This window comes from Kitasatospora sp. NEAU-CNBT7, assembly GCF_057220535.1.
This window is the reverse complement of the sequence record NZ_JBXQQB010000030.1, coordinates 1-19,339: the sequence shown is the minus strand read 5'-3', so window position 1 is coordinate 19,339 and position 19,339 is coordinate 1. Positions and strand designations below refer to the sequence as shown.

General features: G+C 75.4%; 18 protein-coding genes and 1 pseudogene. 10 read left to right on the top strand and 9 right to left on the bottom strand.

Going from position 1 to position 19,339, the window contains the following annotated elements; all coding sequences use genetic code 11:
* The first annotated feature begins 124 nt into the window (after positions 1–124).
* From AC2TEW_RS29995 to AC2TEW_RS29975, 5 genes are all read left to right on the top strand, one after another.
* Entirely contained in the window at positions 125–2,071 is a 1,947-nt protein-coding gene (locus AC2TEW_RS29995; protein ID WP_484626496.1) for a hypothetical protein, read from the top strand.
* A complete protein-coding gene (locus tag AC2TEW_RS29990; RefSeq protein WP_484626495.1) occupies positions 2,068–2,418 on the top strand; it encodes a WhiB family transcriptional regulator in 351 nt (116 codons plus the stop codon). Before AC2TEW_RS29995 ends, AC2TEW_RS29990 begins: the two co-directional genes overlap by 4 nt.
* On the top strand, positions 2,415–2,849 hold the full coding sequence (locus AC2TEW_RS29985) for a hypothetical protein (protein ID WP_484626494.1): 435 nt from the start codon (positions 2,415–2,417) through the stop codon (positions 2,847–2,849). Before AC2TEW_RS29990 ends, AC2TEW_RS29985 begins: the two co-directional genes overlap by 4 nt.
* 210 nt (positions 2,850–3,059) lie before the next feature.
* Positions 3,060–3,689, top strand: coding sequence for a thioredoxin family protein (locus AC2TEW_RS29980; protein WP_484626493.1), 630 nt, complete (start codon positions 3,060–3,062; stop codon positions 3,687–3,689).
* A 382-nt stretch (positions 3,690–4,071) separates the two neighbouring features.
* Positions 4,072–4,227, top strand: a complete 156-nt coding sequence (locus AC2TEW_RS29975) for a hypothetical protein (protein ID WP_484626492.1) — start codon at positions 4,072–4,074, stop codon at positions 4,225–4,227.
* Positions 4,228–4,326: 99 nt separating this feature from the next.
* Here AC2TEW_RS29975 and AC2TEW_RS29970 read toward each other — a convergent pair whose 3' ends face one another.
* Positions 4,327–6,429: a tetratricopeptide repeat protein gene (locus AC2TEW_RS29970; RefSeq protein ID WP_484626491.1), complete on the bottom strand. Its 2,103-nt coding sequence runs from the start codon at positions 6,427–6,429 to the stop codon at positions 4,327–4,329.
* A gap of 533 nt (positions 6,430–6,962) precedes the next feature.
* Here AC2TEW_RS29970 and AC2TEW_RS29965 point away from each other — a divergent pair.
* Together AC2TEW_RS29965 and AC2TEW_RS29960 are read left to right on the top strand one after the other, a co-directional pair.
* Entirely contained in the window at positions 6,963–7,163 is a 201-nt protein-coding gene (locus AC2TEW_RS29965) for a hypothetical protein (protein WP_484626490.1), read from the top strand.
* 199 nt (positions 7,164–7,362) lie between these two features.
* A complete protein-coding gene (locus AC2TEW_RS29960; protein WP_484626489.1) occupies positions 7,363–8,010 on the top strand; it encodes a hypothetical protein in 648 nt (215 codons plus the stop codon).
* A 102-nt stretch (positions 8,011–8,112) separates the two neighbouring features.
* Here AC2TEW_RS29960 and AC2TEW_RS29955 read toward each other — a convergent pair whose 3' ends face one another.
* The 5 genes from AC2TEW_RS29955 to AC2TEW_RS29935 all read right to left on the bottom strand — a co-directional run bounded on the left by AC2TEW_RS29955 (position 8,113) and on the right by AC2TEW_RS29935 (position 12,811).
* Entirely contained in the window at positions 8,113–8,541 is a 429-nt protein-coding gene (locus AC2TEW_RS29955; protein ID WP_484626488.1) for a DUF4259 domain-containing protein, read from the bottom strand.
* 204 nt (positions 8,542–8,745) lie between these two features.
* Complete coding sequence (locus AC2TEW_RS29950) at positions 8,746–9,426, bottom strand: hypothetical protein (RefSeq protein ID WP_484626487.1); 681 nt, start codon at positions 9,424–9,426, stop codon at positions 8,746–8,748.
* A 64-nt stretch (positions 9,427–9,490) separates the two neighbouring features.
* Entirely contained in the window at positions 9,491–10,315 is an 825-nt protein-coding gene (locus AC2TEW_RS29945) for an HNH endonuclease (RefSeq protein WP_484626486.1), read from the bottom strand.
* A gap of 226 nt (positions 10,316–10,541) precedes the next feature.
* Entirely contained in the window at positions 10,542–11,258 is a 717-nt protein-coding gene (locus tag AC2TEW_RS29940) for a hypothetical protein (protein ID WP_484626485.1), read from the bottom strand.
* Between the two features lie 98 nt (positions 11,259–11,356).
* The gene (locus AC2TEW_RS29935; RefSeq protein ID WP_484626484.1) at positions 11,357–12,811 is read right to left on the bottom strand and encodes a DnaB-like helicase N-terminal domain-containing protein; all 1,455 of its coding nucleotides are present in this window, start codon (positions 12,809–12,811) and stop codon (positions 11,357–11,359) included.
* Between the two features lie 565 nt (positions 12,812–13,376).
* On the opposite strand from AC2TEW_RS29935, the gene AC2TEW_RS29930 reads away from it, so the two are divergent.
* Complete coding sequence (locus tag AC2TEW_RS29930; protein ID WP_484626483.1) at positions 13,377–14,684, top strand: hypothetical protein; 1,308 nt, start codon at positions 13,377–13,379, stop codon at positions 14,682–14,684.
* Positions 14,685–15,167: 483 nt separating this feature from the next.
* On the opposite strand, the gene AC2TEW_RS29925 is transcribed toward AC2TEW_RS29930, so the two are convergent.
* On the bottom strand, positions 15,168–15,500 hold the full coding sequence (locus AC2TEW_RS29925; protein WP_484626482.1) for a hypothetical protein: 333 nt from the start codon (positions 15,498–15,500) through the stop codon (positions 15,168–15,170).
* Between the two features lie 618 nt (positions 15,501–16,118).
* Here AC2TEW_RS29925 and AC2TEW_RS29920 point away from each other — a divergent pair.
* On the top strand, positions 16,119–16,328 hold the full coding sequence (locus AC2TEW_RS29920) for a hypothetical protein (protein ID WP_484626481.1): 210 nt from the start codon (positions 16,119–16,121) through the stop codon (positions 16,326–16,328).
* A gap of 73 nt (positions 16,329–16,401) precedes the next feature.
* Positions 16,402–17,460 carry a helix-turn-helix domain-containing protein gene (locus tag AC2TEW_RS29915; RefSeq protein WP_484626480.1) on the top strand — a complete coding sequence of 353 codons (1,059 nt, stop codon included), beginning with the start codon at positions 16,402–16,404 and terminating at the stop codon, positions 17,458–17,460.
* An 8-nt stretch (positions 17,461–17,468) separates the two neighbouring features.
* Here the strand turns inward: AC2TEW_RS29915 and AC2TEW_RS29910 are convergent.
* Together AC2TEW_RS29910 and AC2TEW_RS29905 are read right to left on the bottom strand one after the other, a co-directional pair.
* Positions 17,469–18,443: pseudogene (locus AC2TEW_RS29910) on the bottom strand (IS110 family RNA-guided transposase); the annotation flags it as partial.
* Positions 18,444–18,454: 11 nt separating this feature from the next.
* A protein-coding gene (locus AC2TEW_RS29905; RefSeq protein ID WP_484626548.1) for an IS5 family transposase occupies positions 18,455–19,221 on the bottom strand; the annotation gives its coding sequence in 2 pieces (ribosomal slippage) (positions 18,455–18,915 and positions 18,915–19,221; 768 coding nt in all).
* Between the last annotated feature and the right edge of the window lie 118 nt (positions 19,222–19,339).

The window sequence follows — 19,339 nt, the reverse complement described above, 5'->3', positions numbered from 1 at the left end:
ACCCGGCCGTCCCGCCCACCGGGACCCCGCCCGCACCGCCGTTGCCCCAGCCCCACCCGCCCGCGCACGCTCGACCTCTCCCCACCAGGCCCCACCCGGAACGAGAAGGAAGAGAGGCAGCCCGTTGACCGCGCCGCCGCCCTCCGAGCCCGCGTACTACGCACTCACCAGCGTCCACACCGACCCCTACCTCGCCGGCACCGACGGGCCCTCGCTCCTCACCACCGACCCCGCCACCGCCGCGCAGTTCTTCCTCGACACCGACCGCCCCGGCCACCTCGAGGTCATCGCCCACACCACCGGACCCGACCACAACCACACCCTGCACCCCGTACGGCCGGGCGACATCGTCCACCGCGCCCTCACCGAACTCGCCCCCGGCGACGTGCGCCGCCACACGCTGCGCACCGCCCAGGCCGACTGGCTCGAGGACCGCCTGTGGGACCGCCGGGACGAGCCGGACGGGCAGGATCCCGCCGGCCCCGACTGGATCCGCGCCGGCGCCGCCTGGGGCACGGCGTTCCCCGCCCTGCCCGCCCCGGACGTGGTCGCCGAACTCCTCGCCCGCCACCCCGGCACCGAGGACCCGTGGCCGATGGTGATGACGGCCATGCGCACCCAGCGCGCCATCCGGCAGGCCCGGGGCCCCGTCGACGCCTCCGACAAGCAGCTGCTCACCGCGAACTGGCGGATCCTGAACGCCGTTCCGTCGGCGGGCGAGCAGCCCGCGGCCCGCGCGGCCGCCGCCTGGTACGAGCAGCGCCTGGCCGAAGTCGACCCCGCCGCCAAGCCTCCCGCCGACCTGACCGACGCCCAGCGCGAGTGCTGGCACCAGGGCGCCGCCGCCCTGCAGCGCGACCTCCTGACCGCCGCCCCGGCCCGCCGCCCGGCCCTGATCGAGGCGTTCACCGCCCGCGTACGCACCGAACCGCAGGCCGCCCCGCAGGCCGCCGACCACGCCCGCACCGAGGCGCCCGCGGCCGACCGCCGGCACCTGGACGCCGCTCTCGACGGGGCCCTGGACCACCTGCACCTGGACGCCGCCGTGCGCGAGCGCGTCAGAGCCACCGCCGCCGGTGTCCTGCAGCCGCCCTCGACACTGCCGCTGCCCGCCCAGCCTGCCGCCGACGCCGACGCCGCCCTCCACTGGCGCCGCCGCGTGCCCTCCGCCCAGCGCGCCGCCGCGGACGACGACACCACCCTCACCCAGGCCCACCTCTACGTCGCCGACACCTCCCGCGACACCGCCGCCGGCCACTGGGACCGGCCCGCCGGCAGCACCGCCCCCGCCCGCACGGTCCTCGCCGAGACCGCCGGCCGCCACGCCGTCCTCGGCCGCCTGCTCGCCCTCGCCGACGCGGAGCACGCCGCCGCCGCCCACGAGCCGCACTTGCACGAGATCGGGGCCGCCGCCGCAGCGGAGGCCCGCACAGCCGCCCAGAACGCAGGGCTGCGCCCGCTGGAGGTCCACTTCGCCGAGCAGGCCGCCCACACCGCGGCGTTCGACGCCGGGCGCGCCCTGCTGGACGAGGCCCTGGCGCAGCAGCGCGCCACGGTGCGCGCCGCCGTCGCCGAGCACTTCCCCCGCCCCGACCACCGCCTGACGGACCGGCTCGGCTACGGCACCGACCTGCAGGCCCTCGCCCGCGCCCAGGACGCCATGGCCCACCTGGGCAGCGAACTCGAGGACCTGTCCACGCTGGGCCGCGCGAGGGAGCGTCACCTGAGGCCCGCCGCCGCGCGCCTGGAGGAGGCCCGCTCCCGCTACGACGCCGCCCGCCGGCGCTTCGACGACATCGTCCAGAAGGAGAGGCCCGCCACGCTGGCGGCGCTCAGGGCGCTGCGCGCGGTGATGGACCTGCCCGCCCCGCCCCCGCGCGACGACGGCACCGAACGCCTGGCCCGCCACCGCCAGCACCTCACCGAGCACCTCACCGCCCCCGCCTCCGGCCCGGCCGCCGACACCGCCCCGGCCACCGCCCGGGGCGCCGGGAACCCGCGGCCCCGCCCGGCCCGGCTGCCGCGCCCCGCCATCCGCCCCGCCACCACGACGAGACGAGGAATGCGATGACACCGCCCCGGCCCATCGTCCAGGCCCCCAGGCGCGACTGGCTGCCCGACGCGGTCTGCCAGGGCCACGACCCCGAGCTGTTCTTCCCCCTGCGCACCCGTGGACCGGCCGCCCAGCGCCAGATGGAGGTGGCCAAGGAAGTCTGCGCCCGCTGCCCGGTGCGCGCCAAGTGCCTGCTGTGGGCGCTGGAGACCGGACAGGAGTCCGGCGTATGGGGCGGCGTCGACGAAGCCGAACTGCGCCGCATCCGCCGGCGAGCGGCCCGCGCCCGCCGCACATCCAAGGACCCCGCCGCCGCGGGGCCGCGCCCCACCCGGCCCGCCGTCCCCGCCGTCGCCGCCTCGTGACCGGCACCGGCCACCCGCCCGCCGAGGGCGAACTCCTCGCCCTGTGCGACGCCTGCCACAACCCCGTCGCCGAAGGCCGCGGCGAGGTCTGGGTCACGGCCCGCGAACTCGCCGACCACCACCGCGCCGTGCGCCGCTGGGAACGGGAGAACCCCGGCCCCGCCCGGACGGTCGGCGCGATCCTGGCGCAGCCCCCGGCGGTCCGATGGCACGTCACCCACCACCACGCAGCCTGCGCCGGCCTCCTACCTACCGACGCCCACGCCTTCGGCGTCGAGCACTGCCGAACCTGGGCCGGCCTCGCCGACCGGACCCGGCTCCTCGCCGGCCACGACTGGCTGGCCGACACCGACTGGGACACCCTCCTCGACGACGCCCGCAACGGCACCGGCCGGCGCATCACCCCGGCCCCCGGCCACCACGCACCCTGAACCGGCCCGTCGCCCGGCCCGCGACCACCCCGGCCCGCCGTCAGGCCGCCGGCCACGGCACGCCGCCGGGGGAGCGGGACCCCGCGCGAGGACACCGCCGCGAGCGCCGAACCCGCCCGGGCCCGCCCGCGAAGAAAATCCACGAGTCCACGGCCCGGGGCATCCGCTACATTGCCCACTCCCCGTGATCATCTGTGGAGCACCCGCCTGATGCCCGAACACCTCACCGCCCTCCCCACCCGACTCGCCCTCGCCGCCGCGCTCTGCCTGGCCACCGCGGCCTGCTCGAGCGGCGCCACCAGTCCCGGCGCACCCGCAGCCGCCCAACAAGCAGTCACCACCGCCGCCGCCACCGCCCCGGCAACAGCCACCAGCGCGCCCCCGACGCCCGAGGCAACCGCGACCCAGCCGCCGACGGCCGGCCCCACCGCGGCCGCCATCCACCTCCCCCCGGGCTTCGACGCCGACCGCCAGGCATGGCAGGACATCGACGACGCCCTGAACCAGGCCGCACAGGACCACCAACCCGTCCTCATCGACTTCGGCGCCTCCTGGTGCCCCGGCTGCGCCGAACTCGACGAGGCCTTCAAGTCGCCCAAGGTCCAGACGATGGTCAAGCCGCTGCACCGGGTCCGCATCGACACCGGCCCCCGCAAGGCCTCGGTCAACCTGGACATCGCCGCCGCGTACGGGCTGGACCTGAGGAAGACCGGCATACCGGGCCTGGTCCTGCTGTCCCCGCAGGGAACGGTCGAGGCGACCACCAACGACGGCCTGTTCGACAACGACCGGCCGAACAGCGCCGCCGAGATCATCGGCTTCCTGAAGCCCCACCTGTGATGCCCGCAACCGCGAAGACCCCGGCCGCTCGACCGGCACCCGTGGCAGTCGTCGCGCTGCTGGCCGGCGCCGCCGCGCTGACGGCCGCGGGCATCCACTGGGCGCCGCCAACCACCCGCCCCGCCCCGGCGGGCACGACCACCGTCTCCGCCGAGCAGAGCGGCGTGCAGGTCACCGTGATGGTGTCACCCGACAGCGTCCGGGCAACCTACCGGCCCGAGCCCCCCGGCTTCCACCTCTACAGCATCACCCTGCCCGCCGACGGCACCGACGGCCTCGGCACACCCACCGCGCTCGACGTCCGGGGCGGCCTCCACGCCACCGGGCCCCCGCGGCCGACCGGCCGGTCCAACTGCTCGACCTGCCGGGCCTGGACACCGCCGTGCCCGTCTACCCCGACGGGCCGGTCACCGTCACACTGCCCGTCACCCGCACCGGACCCGCCGACGCCCAGGGCGTCGTGTCCTACGCCGCCTGCAGCACCCGCACCTGCCTGTTCCCCGTCAGAGACCTCATCCTCCCCGTCACCCTCCACTGACCCGGCCCGTGCGAATGCGTCCCGGCCCCCGGCATCAGTGCCCGCCGCGAGCCCGGTGCCGGGCCCGTGTGCCCTCACCCGCGCCGCGGAGCGGCGCGTTCAGCGCCATGGGGGAGTGGGCGAACCATCGGGATCCAGCCCGTGCGGCCATCTCTTGTCGAAGAGGCTGCTGAGCTGCCCGGCGTCGGCGGCCTGCCGGTAGAGAGCTTCGGCCCCGTCAAGATTGCCCACCTTCTCCCGGATCTTCGCCAGCTGGGCAAGGGCGTAGCTGTGGCCGGCGTCGGCGGCCCGGTGGGCGAGGGCCTCGGCGCCTTCCCGGTCCCCGGCCTCCTCCCGCATTCGCGCCAGGTCGGACATCGCGCCCGCGTCGCCGGCGTCGGCGGCCACGCGGTAGAGAACTTCGGCACTCTCCCAGTCCCCGGCCGATTCCCGGATCAGCGCCAGGATGGCCAAGGCATCGGTGTGGCCGGCGTCGGCGGCCCGGTGGGCGAGGGCTTCGGCGCCTTCCTGGTCTCCGGCTGACTCCCGCACCTGCGTCAGGCTCGCCAGCACGATCGTGTGGCCGGCGTTGGCGGCCCGGTGGGCGAGGGCTTCGGCGCCTTTTCGGTCCCCGGCCTCCTCTCGCATTCGCGCCAGGACGGCCAGGGCCTCTGGGTGGCGGGCGTTGGCGGCCCGGTGGGCGAGAGCTTGGGCGCCTTTTCGGTCCCCGGCCTCCTCTCGCATTCGCGCCAGGACAGCCAGGGCCTCTGGGAGGTCGGCGTCGGCGGCCCGGTGGGCGAGAGCTTGGGCGCCTTCCCGGTCCCCAGCTTCCTCGCGCATCCGCGCCAGGATGACCAGTGCGAAGGCGTGGCCGGCGTCGGCGGCCCGGTGGGCGAGGGCCTCGGCGCCTTCCCGGTCCCCGGCGTCTTTCCTTATCTGCAACAGGTTTGCCAGCGCGTAGGTATTGCCGGCATCGATGGCCTGCAGGGTGAGGGCTTCGGCGCCCGCCCGGTTTCCGGCCTCCTCCCGCATCAGAGCCAGGCTGGTCAGTGCGTAGGCGTTGCCGGCGGCGGCAGCCTGGCGGTGCAAGGTCTCGGCGCCTTCCCGGTCCCCGGCCTCCTCCCGAAGTTCCGCCAGGACGGTCAGTGCGCCGGGGTGGCCGGCGTCGGCGGCCCGGTGCCGCAGGTGGTGGGCCCACTGCCGGCGGTGCCTGGCATCGGCGGCGGCGGCAAGGTTGTTGAGGTCGTCGGGGCGGGCGGCGAGGTGGGTATGGGCGGCCTGCCAGAAGGAGGCGGGAGGGCACAGCCTGCTCCGGCTGGCACGGCCGTGCTGTTCGAGGTAGTCCGCGAGGCGGAACACCGGCCCGGACGGGTCCAGGTGCTCGGCCAGCGCGGGGCCGCCCGGGGGGCGTCGCACGGGGCGGGCACCGGCGCGACGCAGGGGTGCCTGCTTGCCGTGGACGGGGCGGGCGAGGTCACCGAACGCGGCCTCGGCCCAGTCCTCGGTGAGCTGGTCGTAGTCGTGGTCGTCGAGGTAGTCGGCGGCGGCGTCGGTGAGGAAGGCGTGCGGCAGGTGCAGTCCGACGCCGAGCCGGCGGGCGTCCATCGCGGCCTGAAGCAGCGCCCGCACGGCGGGGCTGCCGTGTTCGTAGCGGCGCAGGAGCTCGGGTGCACCGGCAAGGTCCTGGGAGAGGCGTCCGTGGGCGCGGGCGCGGGTGAGGGCGTCGGCCAGGAGCTGGTCGCCGCCCCGGGCGAGGGCGGTCGCGGCGTCGAGCGCGTCCTGGCCGAAGGTGTCGGGGACGGTGAGGGTGCGGCCGGTCAGGAGTTCGCGGACCCGGCTGTGCAGGTCGGGGGCGCCGGCAACGGGCAAGTCCGTGTACCGGTCGCTGTACTCGGGCCACAAGGTGCCCAGGATGAGGACCGGACCGCGGCCGGGGGCGGGACCGGTGAGAAGGGTGTGGAGGGCGGCCGCGATGCGCTCGCCGGCCCGGTGGTCGCCGAGGTAGTGCTGCGCCTCGTTGAGCCACACCACGGTGCGCGGTGCGACGCGCTCGAGATCGGCGAGCGCGGCCTCGGCCCTCGTCGGGTCGTAAGGGTGCCACAGCCGCCATCCGTCGGCCGCGAGCGGCCGGACGGCCTCCCAGCACGCCCGTGTCTTGCCCGTGGAGGAGGAGCCGACCAGGACCAGCATCCCGCTGCGGCCGGCCTTCGCCTTGCCCACCACCGAGGCCAACACCTCGTCGTGGGAACGGCGGACGTACCCGGGCAGCGCCCGCTCCGATCGGGCACCGAAGCCGCTGGCGGCGTCGGCGGGGTGGACCTCCAGGTCGTGAGGATCCCATTCCCCGATCGGCCTGCCCGGCCCGTCGTCCCGCCCCGGGATCGGCCGCGCCGGCGGCCCTGCGCCGCAGCTCCATAAGCTCCGCCTGCGGCAGGCCGAGCACGCCTGCCAGCGCCGCCACCGTCTCCGCCGTCGGGGCGGGACCGTCGGCCCGGAACGCCTCCTGGACCGTCGTGCGGCCCAGCCCCGACAGCCCGGCGAGCCGAGTCTTGGTCAGCCGCTTGCGGGCCAGAGCGTCGGCCAGCCTGTCGCGCAGCTCGGCCAGCGGTTCCTGCAGCCCGCCGTCTTCGTGCGGCATCCGCCCCCCAGTCACGTGTGTTCGCCGCTGTTCATCATCGTGCGGCCCGAACCACGGCGAACACGGTTTGCGTGAACCTCGGTCACGTCAACATCCCACCCCGTACAGGGAGATCCACGTGACCCGTCTCGCCATCGTCGTCCTCGCCGCCGCTCTGGTGGTGCTGTTCGCGCTACTGGCCGCCGCGGCGGCGGGCACCCTGGCGCGCCTCGACGGCGCCACCTACCCCGCAGCCGTCATGCGCGCCGCCGCGACCTTCGCCGCCGTCCTCACCCTCGCCGCGGCCACCACCGGCGCCCTCGCCCAGTTCCTCCCGTGAACCCGCCCGCACCACGGCCGGCTCCCCGGCCCCGCCTAACTGAGCACGGGGAGCGCGGGGGACTGTCACAGGGGAACTGTCACCCCCGGGTGGTACGTCTTGGAGCGGCAGCGGGCCGACACCCGCACCAGCCCGCCGATCACAGCCGGGCCCCACCCCGGGGCCCGGCCGACGACATCGACCTTCCGGAGAGTGTGCCGTGCCGCGTGACCCGTACCAGCGCCTGTACGAGGACAGCGAGCTTTACGCGCTGCACCTCGTGCGCCGGGCGGCCGGCCCCACGCTGCGCACCGACACCCGCGACGCCCTGCACCACCTCGCGCACCGCAACCGGCCCCTGCAGGAACACGACGCTGCCCTCGCCGTCACCGGCGCCCTGGCCCGCCTCGCCTACACCGCGCTGCGCACCGCCGCCGACCGGCACCCCCTGCCCGGCGGGCCGCTCCCGGCCGCTGCGGTGGCCCCGGCGCCGGGGCAGGTACGGGAGATCGCCGAGGTCCTCGAGCGCCTGGACGCGGGCCTGCTGGCCACGGACACCACGGTGTTCGGGCACGCCTTCGTCGAGCTGACCCGCCTCGCCCTCGCCGAGCAGCTGCCCGGCGGCCTCTCGCTGCGGGACAGCGCCGCGCCGGTCCTGGCCCGCGTCGTCGGCCCCGGCCCCATGCCTGGCCCGGCGCTGCTGCAGCTTGTGGTGCGCGGCGCCGAGCTCACCCTCGACTGCCTGCACCACATCTTCCGGGTGCAGACCGCGACGGGCTGGGACCCGGGCGCCGCGATCGAGCAGGTCCTCGACGGCTTCGAGCTGCACAAGATCACCGAGCACGCCGCCGGCGCGCAGACCACCTAGGGACGGCGGCCCGCAGCGCCGGCGCCGCGGCCATGGGCGGCTGCGCCCCGGGCCGCCGGTGTATATCAGCTCGCACATGTTGGGTGATGGAGCGGAGTGCGGTCAGGACCCTGCGGGGGCGTCCGGCGCCGAGGAGTCGAGGGCGTCGCGCAGGTACTTGATCTCCATCTGCCAGCGCACCCCGTCGGCCTGGTTCGACCACCGCTCGGCGAGCTCGGAGCGCCCGGCGGCGACCCGGTCCAGGGCGGCGATCGCCAGTGGCCGAAGACCCGCGGGGAACACCGGCAGAGGGCCGGCGGGCCCGTAGATCGTGTTGACCGGATCCCCTCCGGGGAGCTGCGCGACCACCAGGGCGGCCGCGGCCACCGCCCGCTCCCCGTCGTCCCCCTCCAGGTGCCCTGCACACCCGGCCGCCCGCTCCAGCGCCTCGCGGACGATGCCCTCCCGCTCGTGCGCGCCGGCCCGGTCCAGGGAAACGGCGAACTGCGCGGCGGTGTCGTTGCCGTAGGGGTTGATGTCCCACACACCCACGTTGCTCTCCTCCCGTTGCCTCTTCGTTCCTGGGATCATCGCACCGGCCACCGACGGCCGGGCCGTCAACGGCGGGACCGGCATCCCGGGCCCGCCCTGCGGTGTGACGGTACGTCACCGGGATCGAGGCGGGCCGGGACGCAGGTTGAACCGGGGGTCGCCGGGCCGGGCCGCCCGGGCGACGGCCCCGCCGGGGCCGGCTGCTCACCTGATGGGGGTCCGCAGGTGGAGCCGGCTGCGGTCGTCGCGATACCAGCGGATGCCGTCGGTGTCGGTGAGGTGGACCTCCAGCGGGACGGGGAACTGCGGCGCGAACTGGCCGCGGTCACCGATCTCGACCTCGACCTGCTCCCCGGGCGGCACCAGGCCGACGGCCACGATCATCAGGGGCTCCTCGCCGTCCAGCAGGACCGCGTGGGGTGCCGGGACACAGAGCGTGGCGTCGTGGACCGGCCTGGACCCGGAGTTGAGGACGATGGCCGTGTGGAAATGGTGGCCGCCGAACTCGCCGAACGCCTCGGCCGCGGTGGGAAGCACCGTGCCCTTCGCCAGGGCCTCCCGCAGACCCGGGCAGTCGTCGATGCGGGGTCCGGTCCAGGCCGTGACCTCGGCGGCGTCCGGCCGCACCGGGCGGCCGCCGCCGACCAGGAGGTCGCCGTTCACGGCGCCGACCTGCACGACGGGGCCGGTGAGCAGGCCCCCGGCGATCTCGTTGCGGACCGACGGGACGGCCTGCGCAAGGCCCGGCGCCCGCACGCCTCCGGGGCCCGCCAGGGGCCGGCCCGCAGCGGCGCCAAGGCGCGGCGGGGCGGGCGTGCCGAGGTGCTGCGCCAGGAACGATCGCAGCATGGCGCTGCCGGTGCGGGCGCTGCCGTCACTGGCCATCGGCTCTCCTTCCGATTCTCATCCCTGGGATCGTCGCAGCCGGGCGCCGGGGCGCCGGTGTGCGTCAGGTGCGGGCCATGGCGGCCGCGTGGCGCTCGCGGGCGACCTGCGCCAGCAGGGCCCGGAGCGGGCCGGCGTCCTCGTCGCGGCCGTGGGTCTTGACCGCATGGCAGTTCGGGCAGATCCCGACCATGTTGACCGGGTGGTCCGGGCCGCCCTCTGCCAGCGCCCGGACGTGGTCGACCTCCAGGATGGGCTGCCCGGCGCGGTTGATGCCCGCGAAGCCGGCACTGGTGCACGCCGGGTTCTCGCACCGCCCCTGCGACCGTTCGACGACGAGGGCCCGAAGCCTCTGGGAGCGGACGGCCTCGGTCCCCGTGGCCGGCCTGGTGGCCACCGTGTCGGCCGAGACGGCTTCCAGCGCCTGGACGATCTCCCTGTAGCCGGGCGCTCGTGACGGCCCGCCCTGCGCACCCTGCCCGGTGTTGGCGCCGTCCTCCTCGGGCGTGCGCCGTGGCGGGCCCGAGGTCAGCTCCACGTACCACGGCGGAGGCATCAGGTCCTGGGCGTGCACCGGGAATTCGTGCAGTAGCAGACGGCGTTCGGCCCACTCGATCTCGTCGGCGGTGAACAGGTCCCGGAACCACGGCAGGCACACGGCGTACTCGACGCTCGCGTCCAGCCGGCCCATGTCCCACAGCTTGGTGAAGCCGTCGGTGACGACCTGCTTGCCCAGCAGCTGCTTCGTGGCGCCGACCGCCCCGGACCTCAGGACCATCATCCGGAACACCTTCGGGTCGTAGCCCAGGGCCTGCAGTTCGGGTATCCCGCGCCTCACATGCTCTTCGAACTGCGCTTGCAGCACTGCCAGGTGGCCGTTGCCGTCCATGGTGATCGCTCCCTCCCAGGGCGCGGCTCCCGCACGCCTGGCGCCGATGCTAGTGGCGTGGCCACCTGCGCCGGGCCCGATCGGCCTGCCCGGTCCGGCCGTGGCCCAGCGGGCGGGCCCGGGGCCGGGTGCAGCAGCACTCGAAGGCGCCGAGACAACGGCCGGCCGCTCAGGCACGCTCCGGGCCCTCGGCGGAGCTGCCGCGGCTGGCCGGTGGCTGCGGGACCTACTCGGTCCGGCCGGTGCCCGGGCGCCACGGTGACCCGGCGGGCCCGGGGGCGCGGACGAGTACCGGCGAGGCGGCGCGGGCGGGCGCGAACCCGGCCCGCCCGTACAGGCGCCCGAGCCGCTCGTCGGCCGCCACCGCGACCAGCGCGACCTGCTGACGGTCCGCCCACTGCAGGACTTCGCGCACCAGGTCCCGGGTGGCCTGCCCGTCGCGGCCCCCGGCCAGCGACGCCACCTCCACCCACCGCCCCCGCACCTGCCCCGCCTCGGCGCGCAGCTGCGCGCCCACGCGGGCCGCCCGGCCCAGGCAGGCCAGCTGCCACAGCAGCAGGGCGCAGCCCGCGGCCAGCCCTGCGGCCGTTCCGGCGGCGGCCCCGGCGGCGCGGGCGTGGTGGCCGAGCGCCGCGCCGACCGCGGCCCCGGCCAGGGCCGGCGGTGTCATCGCCGCGTACAGGGCCGCCACCGCGAAGGGCAGCAGGGCCAGGGTGCGGGCGGCGTGGCGGATGCCGGGGCGGGGCGGGCGCAGTACGAGCAGGGCCGGCCCCTTCGACAGGACCTGGCCCGAGGCGCGTTGCAGGGCGATCTCGACCAGCCAGAACGGGGCGAACAGGGCCCGAGCCCATCGGGGGCGTGCGGCGGCGGGGGCGAAGGCCTGGGCGAGGACCAGGGCCAGCATCGGCAGGTCCCGCCACGGGGCGGCCAGGTCGTGCGGCACCTGCCCCGTCTCCCGGGCCCCGCCCCCGCGGACGGCGCCGCCCGTGTGCGGGGTCCCCGCGTCGCCCGCCCGGTGGCCACCGGGTGGGCCGGGGGTGGTCATACCGCGCTCCGGGCCGGTGCGGCGGTGTGCCGGTTCGCCTGCGCCAGGCGTGCGGACTGCGCGGAGGCGTGCTGCAGGTGGCCGCGGGCGGTCGCGATGACCAGGCCGGGAGCGGTGGCGGGGTTGCCGGCCGTCGCCTCGATCGCCCAGGCCGCCGACCGGACGTGGTGCACGATGCTGGCCTCCACCAGCGCCCGGCCGCCGCCTGCGGCAACGCCGGGAACACCGGCCGAGGCGATCTCCCACACCTCGTCCGAGGTGAGAGCCCCCGGCGTAGCACTGCGCCGGTGGGCGTCCCAGACGATCAGCACCGGGTCGATGGTGCCGCCGGCGTCCGCGGCGGCGGTGATCGTCGCGTACAGCTCGGCCCGCCCGGGCGCGGTGAAGTCCTGCGGCCGCAGCCACTGCCGCACCTGCTCCACCTGGCCGGGATCGCGCATCAGCGACCCGAGCACGGCATCCTCCGTGCCGGCCAGGTGCGGCCGGCGTCCGGCGGCGGGCGGCATGCTCGCCCCGACCGCGCCGGGCCTGCCCATCGCCCGCTCCCAGCGGGACTCCAGCTCCTGCAGCGTGGCGAGCATGGAGTTGACCTCCATCCCCGCCGCCAGCGCCCCCGGGTGCACCAGGCTGCGCTCCACCCGCCACCCGCCCTCGGCGACCTGCCGCTGGATGCTGGACTGCAGCACCCGCTGCCCGATCAGGGCGGCCTGCTCCGGGTGCGGGACCTGGTGGATCCCGGTCAGGTCCCCGATCTTGCCGGCCACCTTCGGCCACGCGGCCGGCGAGACGGTCCAGCCCTGCTCGGCGGCTTTGTACTGCAACTGCTCGAGCAGCATCCGGCCGAGCACCTGCTGCCGCTCCGGCCCCGGGGGCCGGGAGGTGACGGCCGGGTGGGAGGCGAGGTCCTCCTCCACCAGCGCCCGGTACATCTGCCCCATCCACGGGTCTGCGAAGTCCTCCGCGCGCAGCCAGCCGCGCAGCTGCTGCGCCTGGTCGGGGCGGGCGAGGACGGCGGCCAGCACGGCCTGTTCGACGAACTCGCCTTGGGCGCCGACGGTGCGCGTGTGGCTGGCCTGCGCGACGGCGCGGCCGTAGCCGGCCGCGTGGGCGGCGTTCGGCACGCTCCCGGGCCGCGGCAGGTCGCCCACATAGGCAGCGACGTGGCCCCAGTCCTCGGCGGACACCTGCCAGCCCTGCACCGCCGCGGTGCGCTGCAGCTGCTGGAGCACCAGGTACCCGAACACCTGGGTGCGCTCGTGCGGCGGCCGCGACAGCACATCGGGGTGCGAGTACAGGTGTCCTTCCACCAGCGCCCGGTAGATCTCGCGGCGCCACGGGTCGGCGAAGTCCTCCGCCCGCAACCACCCCCGTACCTCCAGCGCCCGCCGCGGATCCTGCAGGACCGCGCCCAGCACCGCGGCCTCGGCGTAAGACTCCGCCGCCGCGCTCACCACCCCTCACCCCGCCGAGTCGGCGCCCCGGGGCGCGCCAGCCGCATCGTCGCGCACATCGGCCAACCCTCTTCCCTCGCGTGACGGCCGGCCAGGAGACCGGAGCAGGCAGCAGACGGCCCGCGCGGGACGGGCGCACCCCGCCCCACAAGGGTCATGAAAGGCCTGCCAACGACCGCCGGGCACCTTCCTGCCCCCGCCGATCCCGCCTGCCGGGAAACGGCCGCGCCGCGTCCCGCCCACCGGCACACCCCGGCCCGGCCCGGCTGCGCCCGCACCGCCCGGCGGGGCAGCCTGGCATCCGGCCGGGCCCACCCGGACCGGCGCCCCGGGACGGCGGGCCACCGCAAGGCCCGCCGTCCCGACCACGGCCCAGGCCGGCCGGGCGCCGCCCCCGAACCGGCCGCCGCCCCCCAGGGCCCCAGGGCGGGACCCGGACCGACACCCTTCCCGGACCGGGTCCCGCCCCGGACAGCGGCCCGGGCGGAGCAGACCAGGAAAGGGGGACCCGCCGGTGGACCGGCAGCGGCACACACACGCCGACGACTCACCGTGGCTGGGCGCCATGGCCGTCGAACGCCTCGTGGACAACAGCGACCTGACAGCCTGTCTGTACGAGGACGGCGACGAAATCACGGATGTCGGCCCGGCCTGGCAGGTCGGCCCGACCCTCTACACCCTCCTGATCCGCCGCACCTTCGGCACCCTCGTGTACACCGTGTACGCCGTGGACGCCTCCGGCACCTCACGACGCGTCCTGTCGGGCACCGACGCCGACCGCCTCACCGACGCCTGGCTGCGCCTGACCGCCCCGGGCGCCTCGGACGATCCGTCCCTGCAGCGCGGCCAGGAGGGCCTGCTCAGGCGGGAGTACGTCAGCGCACCCGACCCCGTCGACCGCTACCTCGACCTGCCCAACCCGGACCTGCGCCCTCACCGCGATCGCACCGACGCTGAGCTGGCCGAAGCCCTGGCCCGTGCCCGCGAGGTGATGCAGCAGGCCGACCCATGGATCGAACCCGTCATCGAGGAGACCAACCGGCTCTACGACGATGCACTCGGCGGCCGAGGCCGCGCCTGCGTCGCTCTGCGCAATCGCCGCGAGGGCCTGAGGGCAGCCGCCGACAGGACAAAGAGCGCACGGACCATGGCCACCCTCTGTGCCGCAGGCGCCGACGCCACCGATCTCCAGCAGGACGATGCCGATCGCATTGCCGCCCAGGCCCTGCTCCCGTGGTGGACCCTGCTCGCCCAAGGCACCTGGCCCCCCGCGCAACGACGTCGGCTGCGCGAGCACGTCGCCCGTGAGCAGGCCCTCATCGAGGAGAACCGTCTCCTGATCGCCCAGGGTGAGGCAATGGTCAGTGCCGACCTGAAGGCCGCCCACAGCAGGGCGCCGCACTCGAGGGACCCGGTGAGCGAAGCGGAACTGCTCGAGGAGCAGTTCCCCCGCCTCGAGACGGACGCGATCGACGCGGACTGCGAGGCCGCTGCCCGGAGCGTTCGCGCACTCAGGGATGAAGTCCGCCCGTGGCGGAATCTGTGGCTGTGGAACTGGAACTGCGCTCGGCAGATCCAGCAGGAGATCGAACGGCGCGCCCGCTCCTTCGAGGACGGCGACCCGCGCCCGCCACGGCCGGGCGCCCGCGCCCGCGATCCGCGCCGCGCCCGCCTCGCGCACCGCGCCGCCCGGCCGCGCGCCTTCCGGCGGCTCCCGCGTGAGCGGCTGACCCGCGAACAGGCCCTCGCCGACCTCGGCCGGACCCTGGCCGCCTTGACCGACGGAGCGCTCCGCCCCCGCAGCGACAGCACCGCCCGCCCCGAACCGCACGTCGCGGACCCGGTGAGCGACACGGACCCGGGCCAGGACTGATCACCGCGTCGAAGCGCAAGCGGGTCCAGCCCGATCGCCTGGGCGCTGCGCCGGGGCCGTCGACCGGGAGCGCGAGGCCTGCACGGCGCGAGCCCTGTAGCGGTGGCACGGCGCCCGGCGGATCCGAGGAGACCGACCTGCTCGCCCCGGCACCCGCCCCGCCGGCACAGCCACCCTGGACACTGCGGCACCCGGCCCGCGGTAGGACGAGCGGCGAATCGGCGCCGGCGACCCGTCACCAAGCCTTCGAGGTAGCTGCCAGGCCGGTCCGTGCACCGGACGACCGTGGCCGCTCCCGCCGCACCGCCGACGGGGACCGGAATCGTGGTGAGGGCCCCGCCGTGCTCGGGGGTCCACGGCGGGGCGCTGGAGCACCAGCATGCGGCGCCCCGGCCGTGCCCGCCCGCCGCGGCGTCCGAACGGACCGTACCGGCCCGGGGCGGAGCCCGGCGCCCGCGGTGTGGGGGCCGGCCGGAGTGTGCTTCAGATGGCCGACTCCGCCGGGAACAGGCTTTCCTGGCGGCGCGCGGCTGCCCGGCCCTCCTCCTTCGCGGCTGCTCGCCTTCGGGCCCGGGCGGGGTCGGTGTCGTCCGCGACCCGCTGTTCGCAGGCGGCGCAGTCCTTGCCAGAGAGGACCCGGTCCAAGTCGTGTTCGGTGATCCGGTGCCGGCCGCAGGCCACCTCGAGCCACACCCGCTGCACGGAGCGGCGGCCGGCCGCGGTCCGGGACCGGGCGCGGTGGTCCAGGCGCCCGCCCGACACCCTGACCCGCAGCGGCCACGGCCCGCCGGCGTCGTCCGGCTCTTGTCCGCCCACCCGTCCCGCCTCCCGCCGCGTGCCCGTACCTGTACCCGCGGTCGACCGTAGCCGTTGCGGCGCGCCGGGCTACGGGCGGCGGGGCCGCACCCCGGCGTCGTGCCGTTGCCCGGCCGGCGGCGTGCCGTTGCCGGGGCGGGTGGTTCGGGGGAACGCCGAACGGCGGCCCCCGGGTGTGCGGGTGCCGCCGATGGTGCCGGGGCTTCCGCGGCAATTCGGAAGTCCCCCCGGGAAGGGGTGGGGGAGTGCCCGGATCAGAGGGAACACGTCTCCCGGCGCCGCAGGGACGACCGGCAGCGCATCTGTGAATGATTGATACCCGTCACCAGGCGTTGCCGGAAGAGGAAACCGTCCCTTCGCACGACTTCGCACGAACACGGACAACCCTCGCGGTGACCTGCGCGCCGGGGCCGGTTGTCCGCCGGACGGAAACGACCGGGCCGCCCCGGCGCCTGCCCAGCTGCTGACCGCAGGCTGCGACATCGCGCACATCACCGGAAAACGCCACCCCGAAATCGGCACTGACGGCCATTCAGGCCGTGCCAGAGTGGTGGAACGGACACGGGCCGGCAATCCCGTGACCGCACCGCACATCCGCCCGGATCAGAGGAACCACCCATGACCATCCTGCCCCTCCCCGCGCCCGCCGCCGGCCTGCCGTCCCTGCAGATCCCGCTGCCCGCCGGCCGGCGCCGCACCGTGCGGGCCCTCGTGCCCGCCACGGTGATCGTCATCATCCTGCTCGCCCGCGGCTACGACATCGCCTCCGCCACCGCTGCCGTCATCGCGATCGGCGCCGCCGCCCGCGACCTCGCCCGCACCAGCTGACCCTCACCCCACACCCTGGTGGCGGCGCCCTCGAACGCGCGGCGCCGCCACCCCTGGTGAAGGAGGACAGCGCGTGCCCCGACCCGAAACCCCCATCCACCCCGACGCCCCCCACCGCATCCTCGCCGAACAACTGCGCCGCCTGCGCCGCGCGGCCGGCAGCCCGCCGCTGAAGGCCGTCGCCCGGCTCAGCGGCTACAGCACCACCGTGCTGTCCGAGGCGGCCTCCGGCACGAAACTGCCCAGCCTCGACGTCACCCTCGCCTACGCCAAGGCGTGCGGGGGAGAGCAGCAGCACTGGCGCGAACAGTGGCTGATCGCCCGCCACCGCCAGGAACCCGCCCGCCGCTACGAGGTCCTCGACCGGCCCCGCTCACCCCGAAACATCCGCACCGTCCCCGCCTTCCTCCAGGCCCTGCGCGAACTGAGGATCTGGGCCGGCGAGCCCTCCTACCAGCGGATGGCCCGCCACAGCCAGATCTCCGCCTCCACCCTCTGCGCCGCGCTCGCCCCCACCCGCACCACCCTCCCCAGCCGCCAGGCCGTCGAAGGAGTCGTCATCGCCTGCCTTCTGACCATGGCCGTCACCGGCGACACACCGACCACCGGCGCCCGCCCCTGGACCGACACCTGGGCCCGGCTGCGCACCGCCGAACTCACCCGCAAGCACGACCCCGCACCCCGGACCACCACCGCGCCGTCCGCCCCGCCCGCCGTGCCGGTTGCGCCGGGTCCGGAGGCGGGCGGGCGCAGGTGGCCGATCGAGGACGGCACACCCCCGCACAGGGCCGCGTTCGCCCGGGCGCTGCAGGACGCGCTGGCCTCCACCGGGCTGACCCAGAACCGGCTGGCCGCCGCCGGATGCGTCAGCGCCCCCAGCCTCTCGCGGTTCCTGCGCGGCCGGCGCCTGCCGGACCCGTGGGCGGCGGAGGCCCTCCAGAGTGCCCTGGCCCGCTCGGGTGCGCAGGTGGCGGACGTGGAGCGGCTGATTGTCCTGTGGCATCGGGCGGCGGCATCCGGTCCGGCGGCACGCCGGATCGAGACGTTGGAGCGCCAGGTGGCGTTCCTGCGCGCGGAGCTCGACGGCGGGCGGGACGCCGCGCGCCAGCCGTACACCGGCCGGGCTTCCTAATGTCGTTGTCAAGCAGCCTCGGTGACCGGCGGTGCTACCTGGTAGCACCGCCGGTCACGGATCAGGGCCCACAGGACGTTGACGCGTCGGCGGGCCAGGGCGAGCACGGCCTGGACGTGCTTCTTCCCCTCGGCGCGTTTGCGGTCGTAGAACTTCCTCGAGTTGGGATCGCATCGGACGCTGACCAGCGCGGAGGTGTAGAACACACGCTGGAGCCGGCGGTGGTAGATGATCGGCCGGTGGAGGTTGCCGCTGACCTTGCCGGAGTCCCTCGGCGCGGGCGCGACACCGGCGAAGGCCGCCAGGGCGTCCGGGGAGTCGAAGCCTTCCAGGCTGCCGCCGACGGCGGCGAGGAACTCGGCGCCGAGGATCGCCCCGATGCCGGGGACGCTCTGGACTATGTCAGCGAGTTCGTGCTCGCGAAACCGGCCCTCGATGAGCTTGTCGATCTCGGCGATGTGCTCGTTGAGGGCCATCACCTCCTCGGCCATGGTGTGGACCAGCGTGGCGATGGTCTTCTCCCCGGGAACGGAGGTGTACTGTCGCTCGGCGGCCTCAACTGCCGTTTCGGCAAGGGACTTTGCGTTTCTGACCTTGCGGTTGGCCAGCCACTTGGCCAGCCGGGCGACGCCGGCGCGGCGGATGGCCGCGGGGGTCTGGTAGCCGATCAGGAGCTTGAGCGGTCCGACGTTGGTCAGCTCCAGGGAGCGTTCCAGGGCCGGGAACATGCTCAGCAGGGTGCCGCGCAGGCGGTTGACGGCGCGGGTGCGGTCCTCGACCAGGTCGGCCCTGCGGCCGGTCAGCAGCCGCAGTTCGATGGCGGCCTCGTCGCCGGGGCGGATCGGACGCAGATCGCGGCGCATCCTGGCCTGGTCGGCGATCACGTAGGCGTCGCGGGCGTCGGTCTTGCCCTCACCGCGGTAGCCGTCGGCCGCCCGGTTCACCAGGCGGCCGGGGATGTAGAAAACCTGCTGGCTATGAGCTCGTAACACGATCATGGGGCAGCCTTCTTGAGGCGGCGCCAGCAGATCAGGGAGCAGGCCAGGGAGACGAGGCCGTTGTGAAGGTCGAGGCGTCGTTCCCAGCGGATGGCCAGTCGCTTGAACTGGTGGAGCAGGGCGAAGGTCTGCTCCACCACGTAGCGGAGCTTGCCAAGTCCCTTGATGTCGGGCTGCCCCTTGCGGGAGATGACCGGCAGGATCCCGCGCCTGCGGAGTTCGCGCCGGTTGGGGTTGCTGTCGTAGCCCTTGTCACCGAGGAGGGCGTCGGGGCGCTTGCGGGGATGGCCGACCCGGCCGGCCACCGGCGGTACTCCGTCCACCAAGGCGAGGGTCTGGGTGACGTCGTTCACGTTGGCCGCGGTGGTGATCATGTGGAGCGGGGTGCCGCCACCGTCACAGATCAGGTGGTGTTTGCTGCCTGTCTTGCGGCGGTCGACCGGCGACGGGCCCGTCGCCGGTCCCCTTTTTTCGCGCGTACGTGGGAGGCGTCCACGCACGCGCGGCTCCAGTCCAGTTCGCCAGCCGCGTTGAGCTCGGCGAGCAGTATCCGGTGCAGCCGGTCGAAGACGTCGGCCTCCTGCCAGCGCTCCAGGCGCCGCCAGCATGTCTGGCCTGAGCCGAAGCCCAGCTCCAGGGGCAGCTGCTGCCACGGGATCCCGGTGTAGAGAATGAAGAGGATGCCCTGCAGGCAGAGCCGGTCCGACACGGGCTTCGGTCCCGGTGACCGCTCGGGCCAGGCCGGCAGGACCGGCTCGATCATCGCCCACAACTCGTCATCCACGGCCCACGGCTTGGTGCTCACGCCATCACGAACAGCTCAATCGTCGTACCGGTTACGGCCGACCTGCACCGATTCACAAGATCGTGTTACGAGCTCT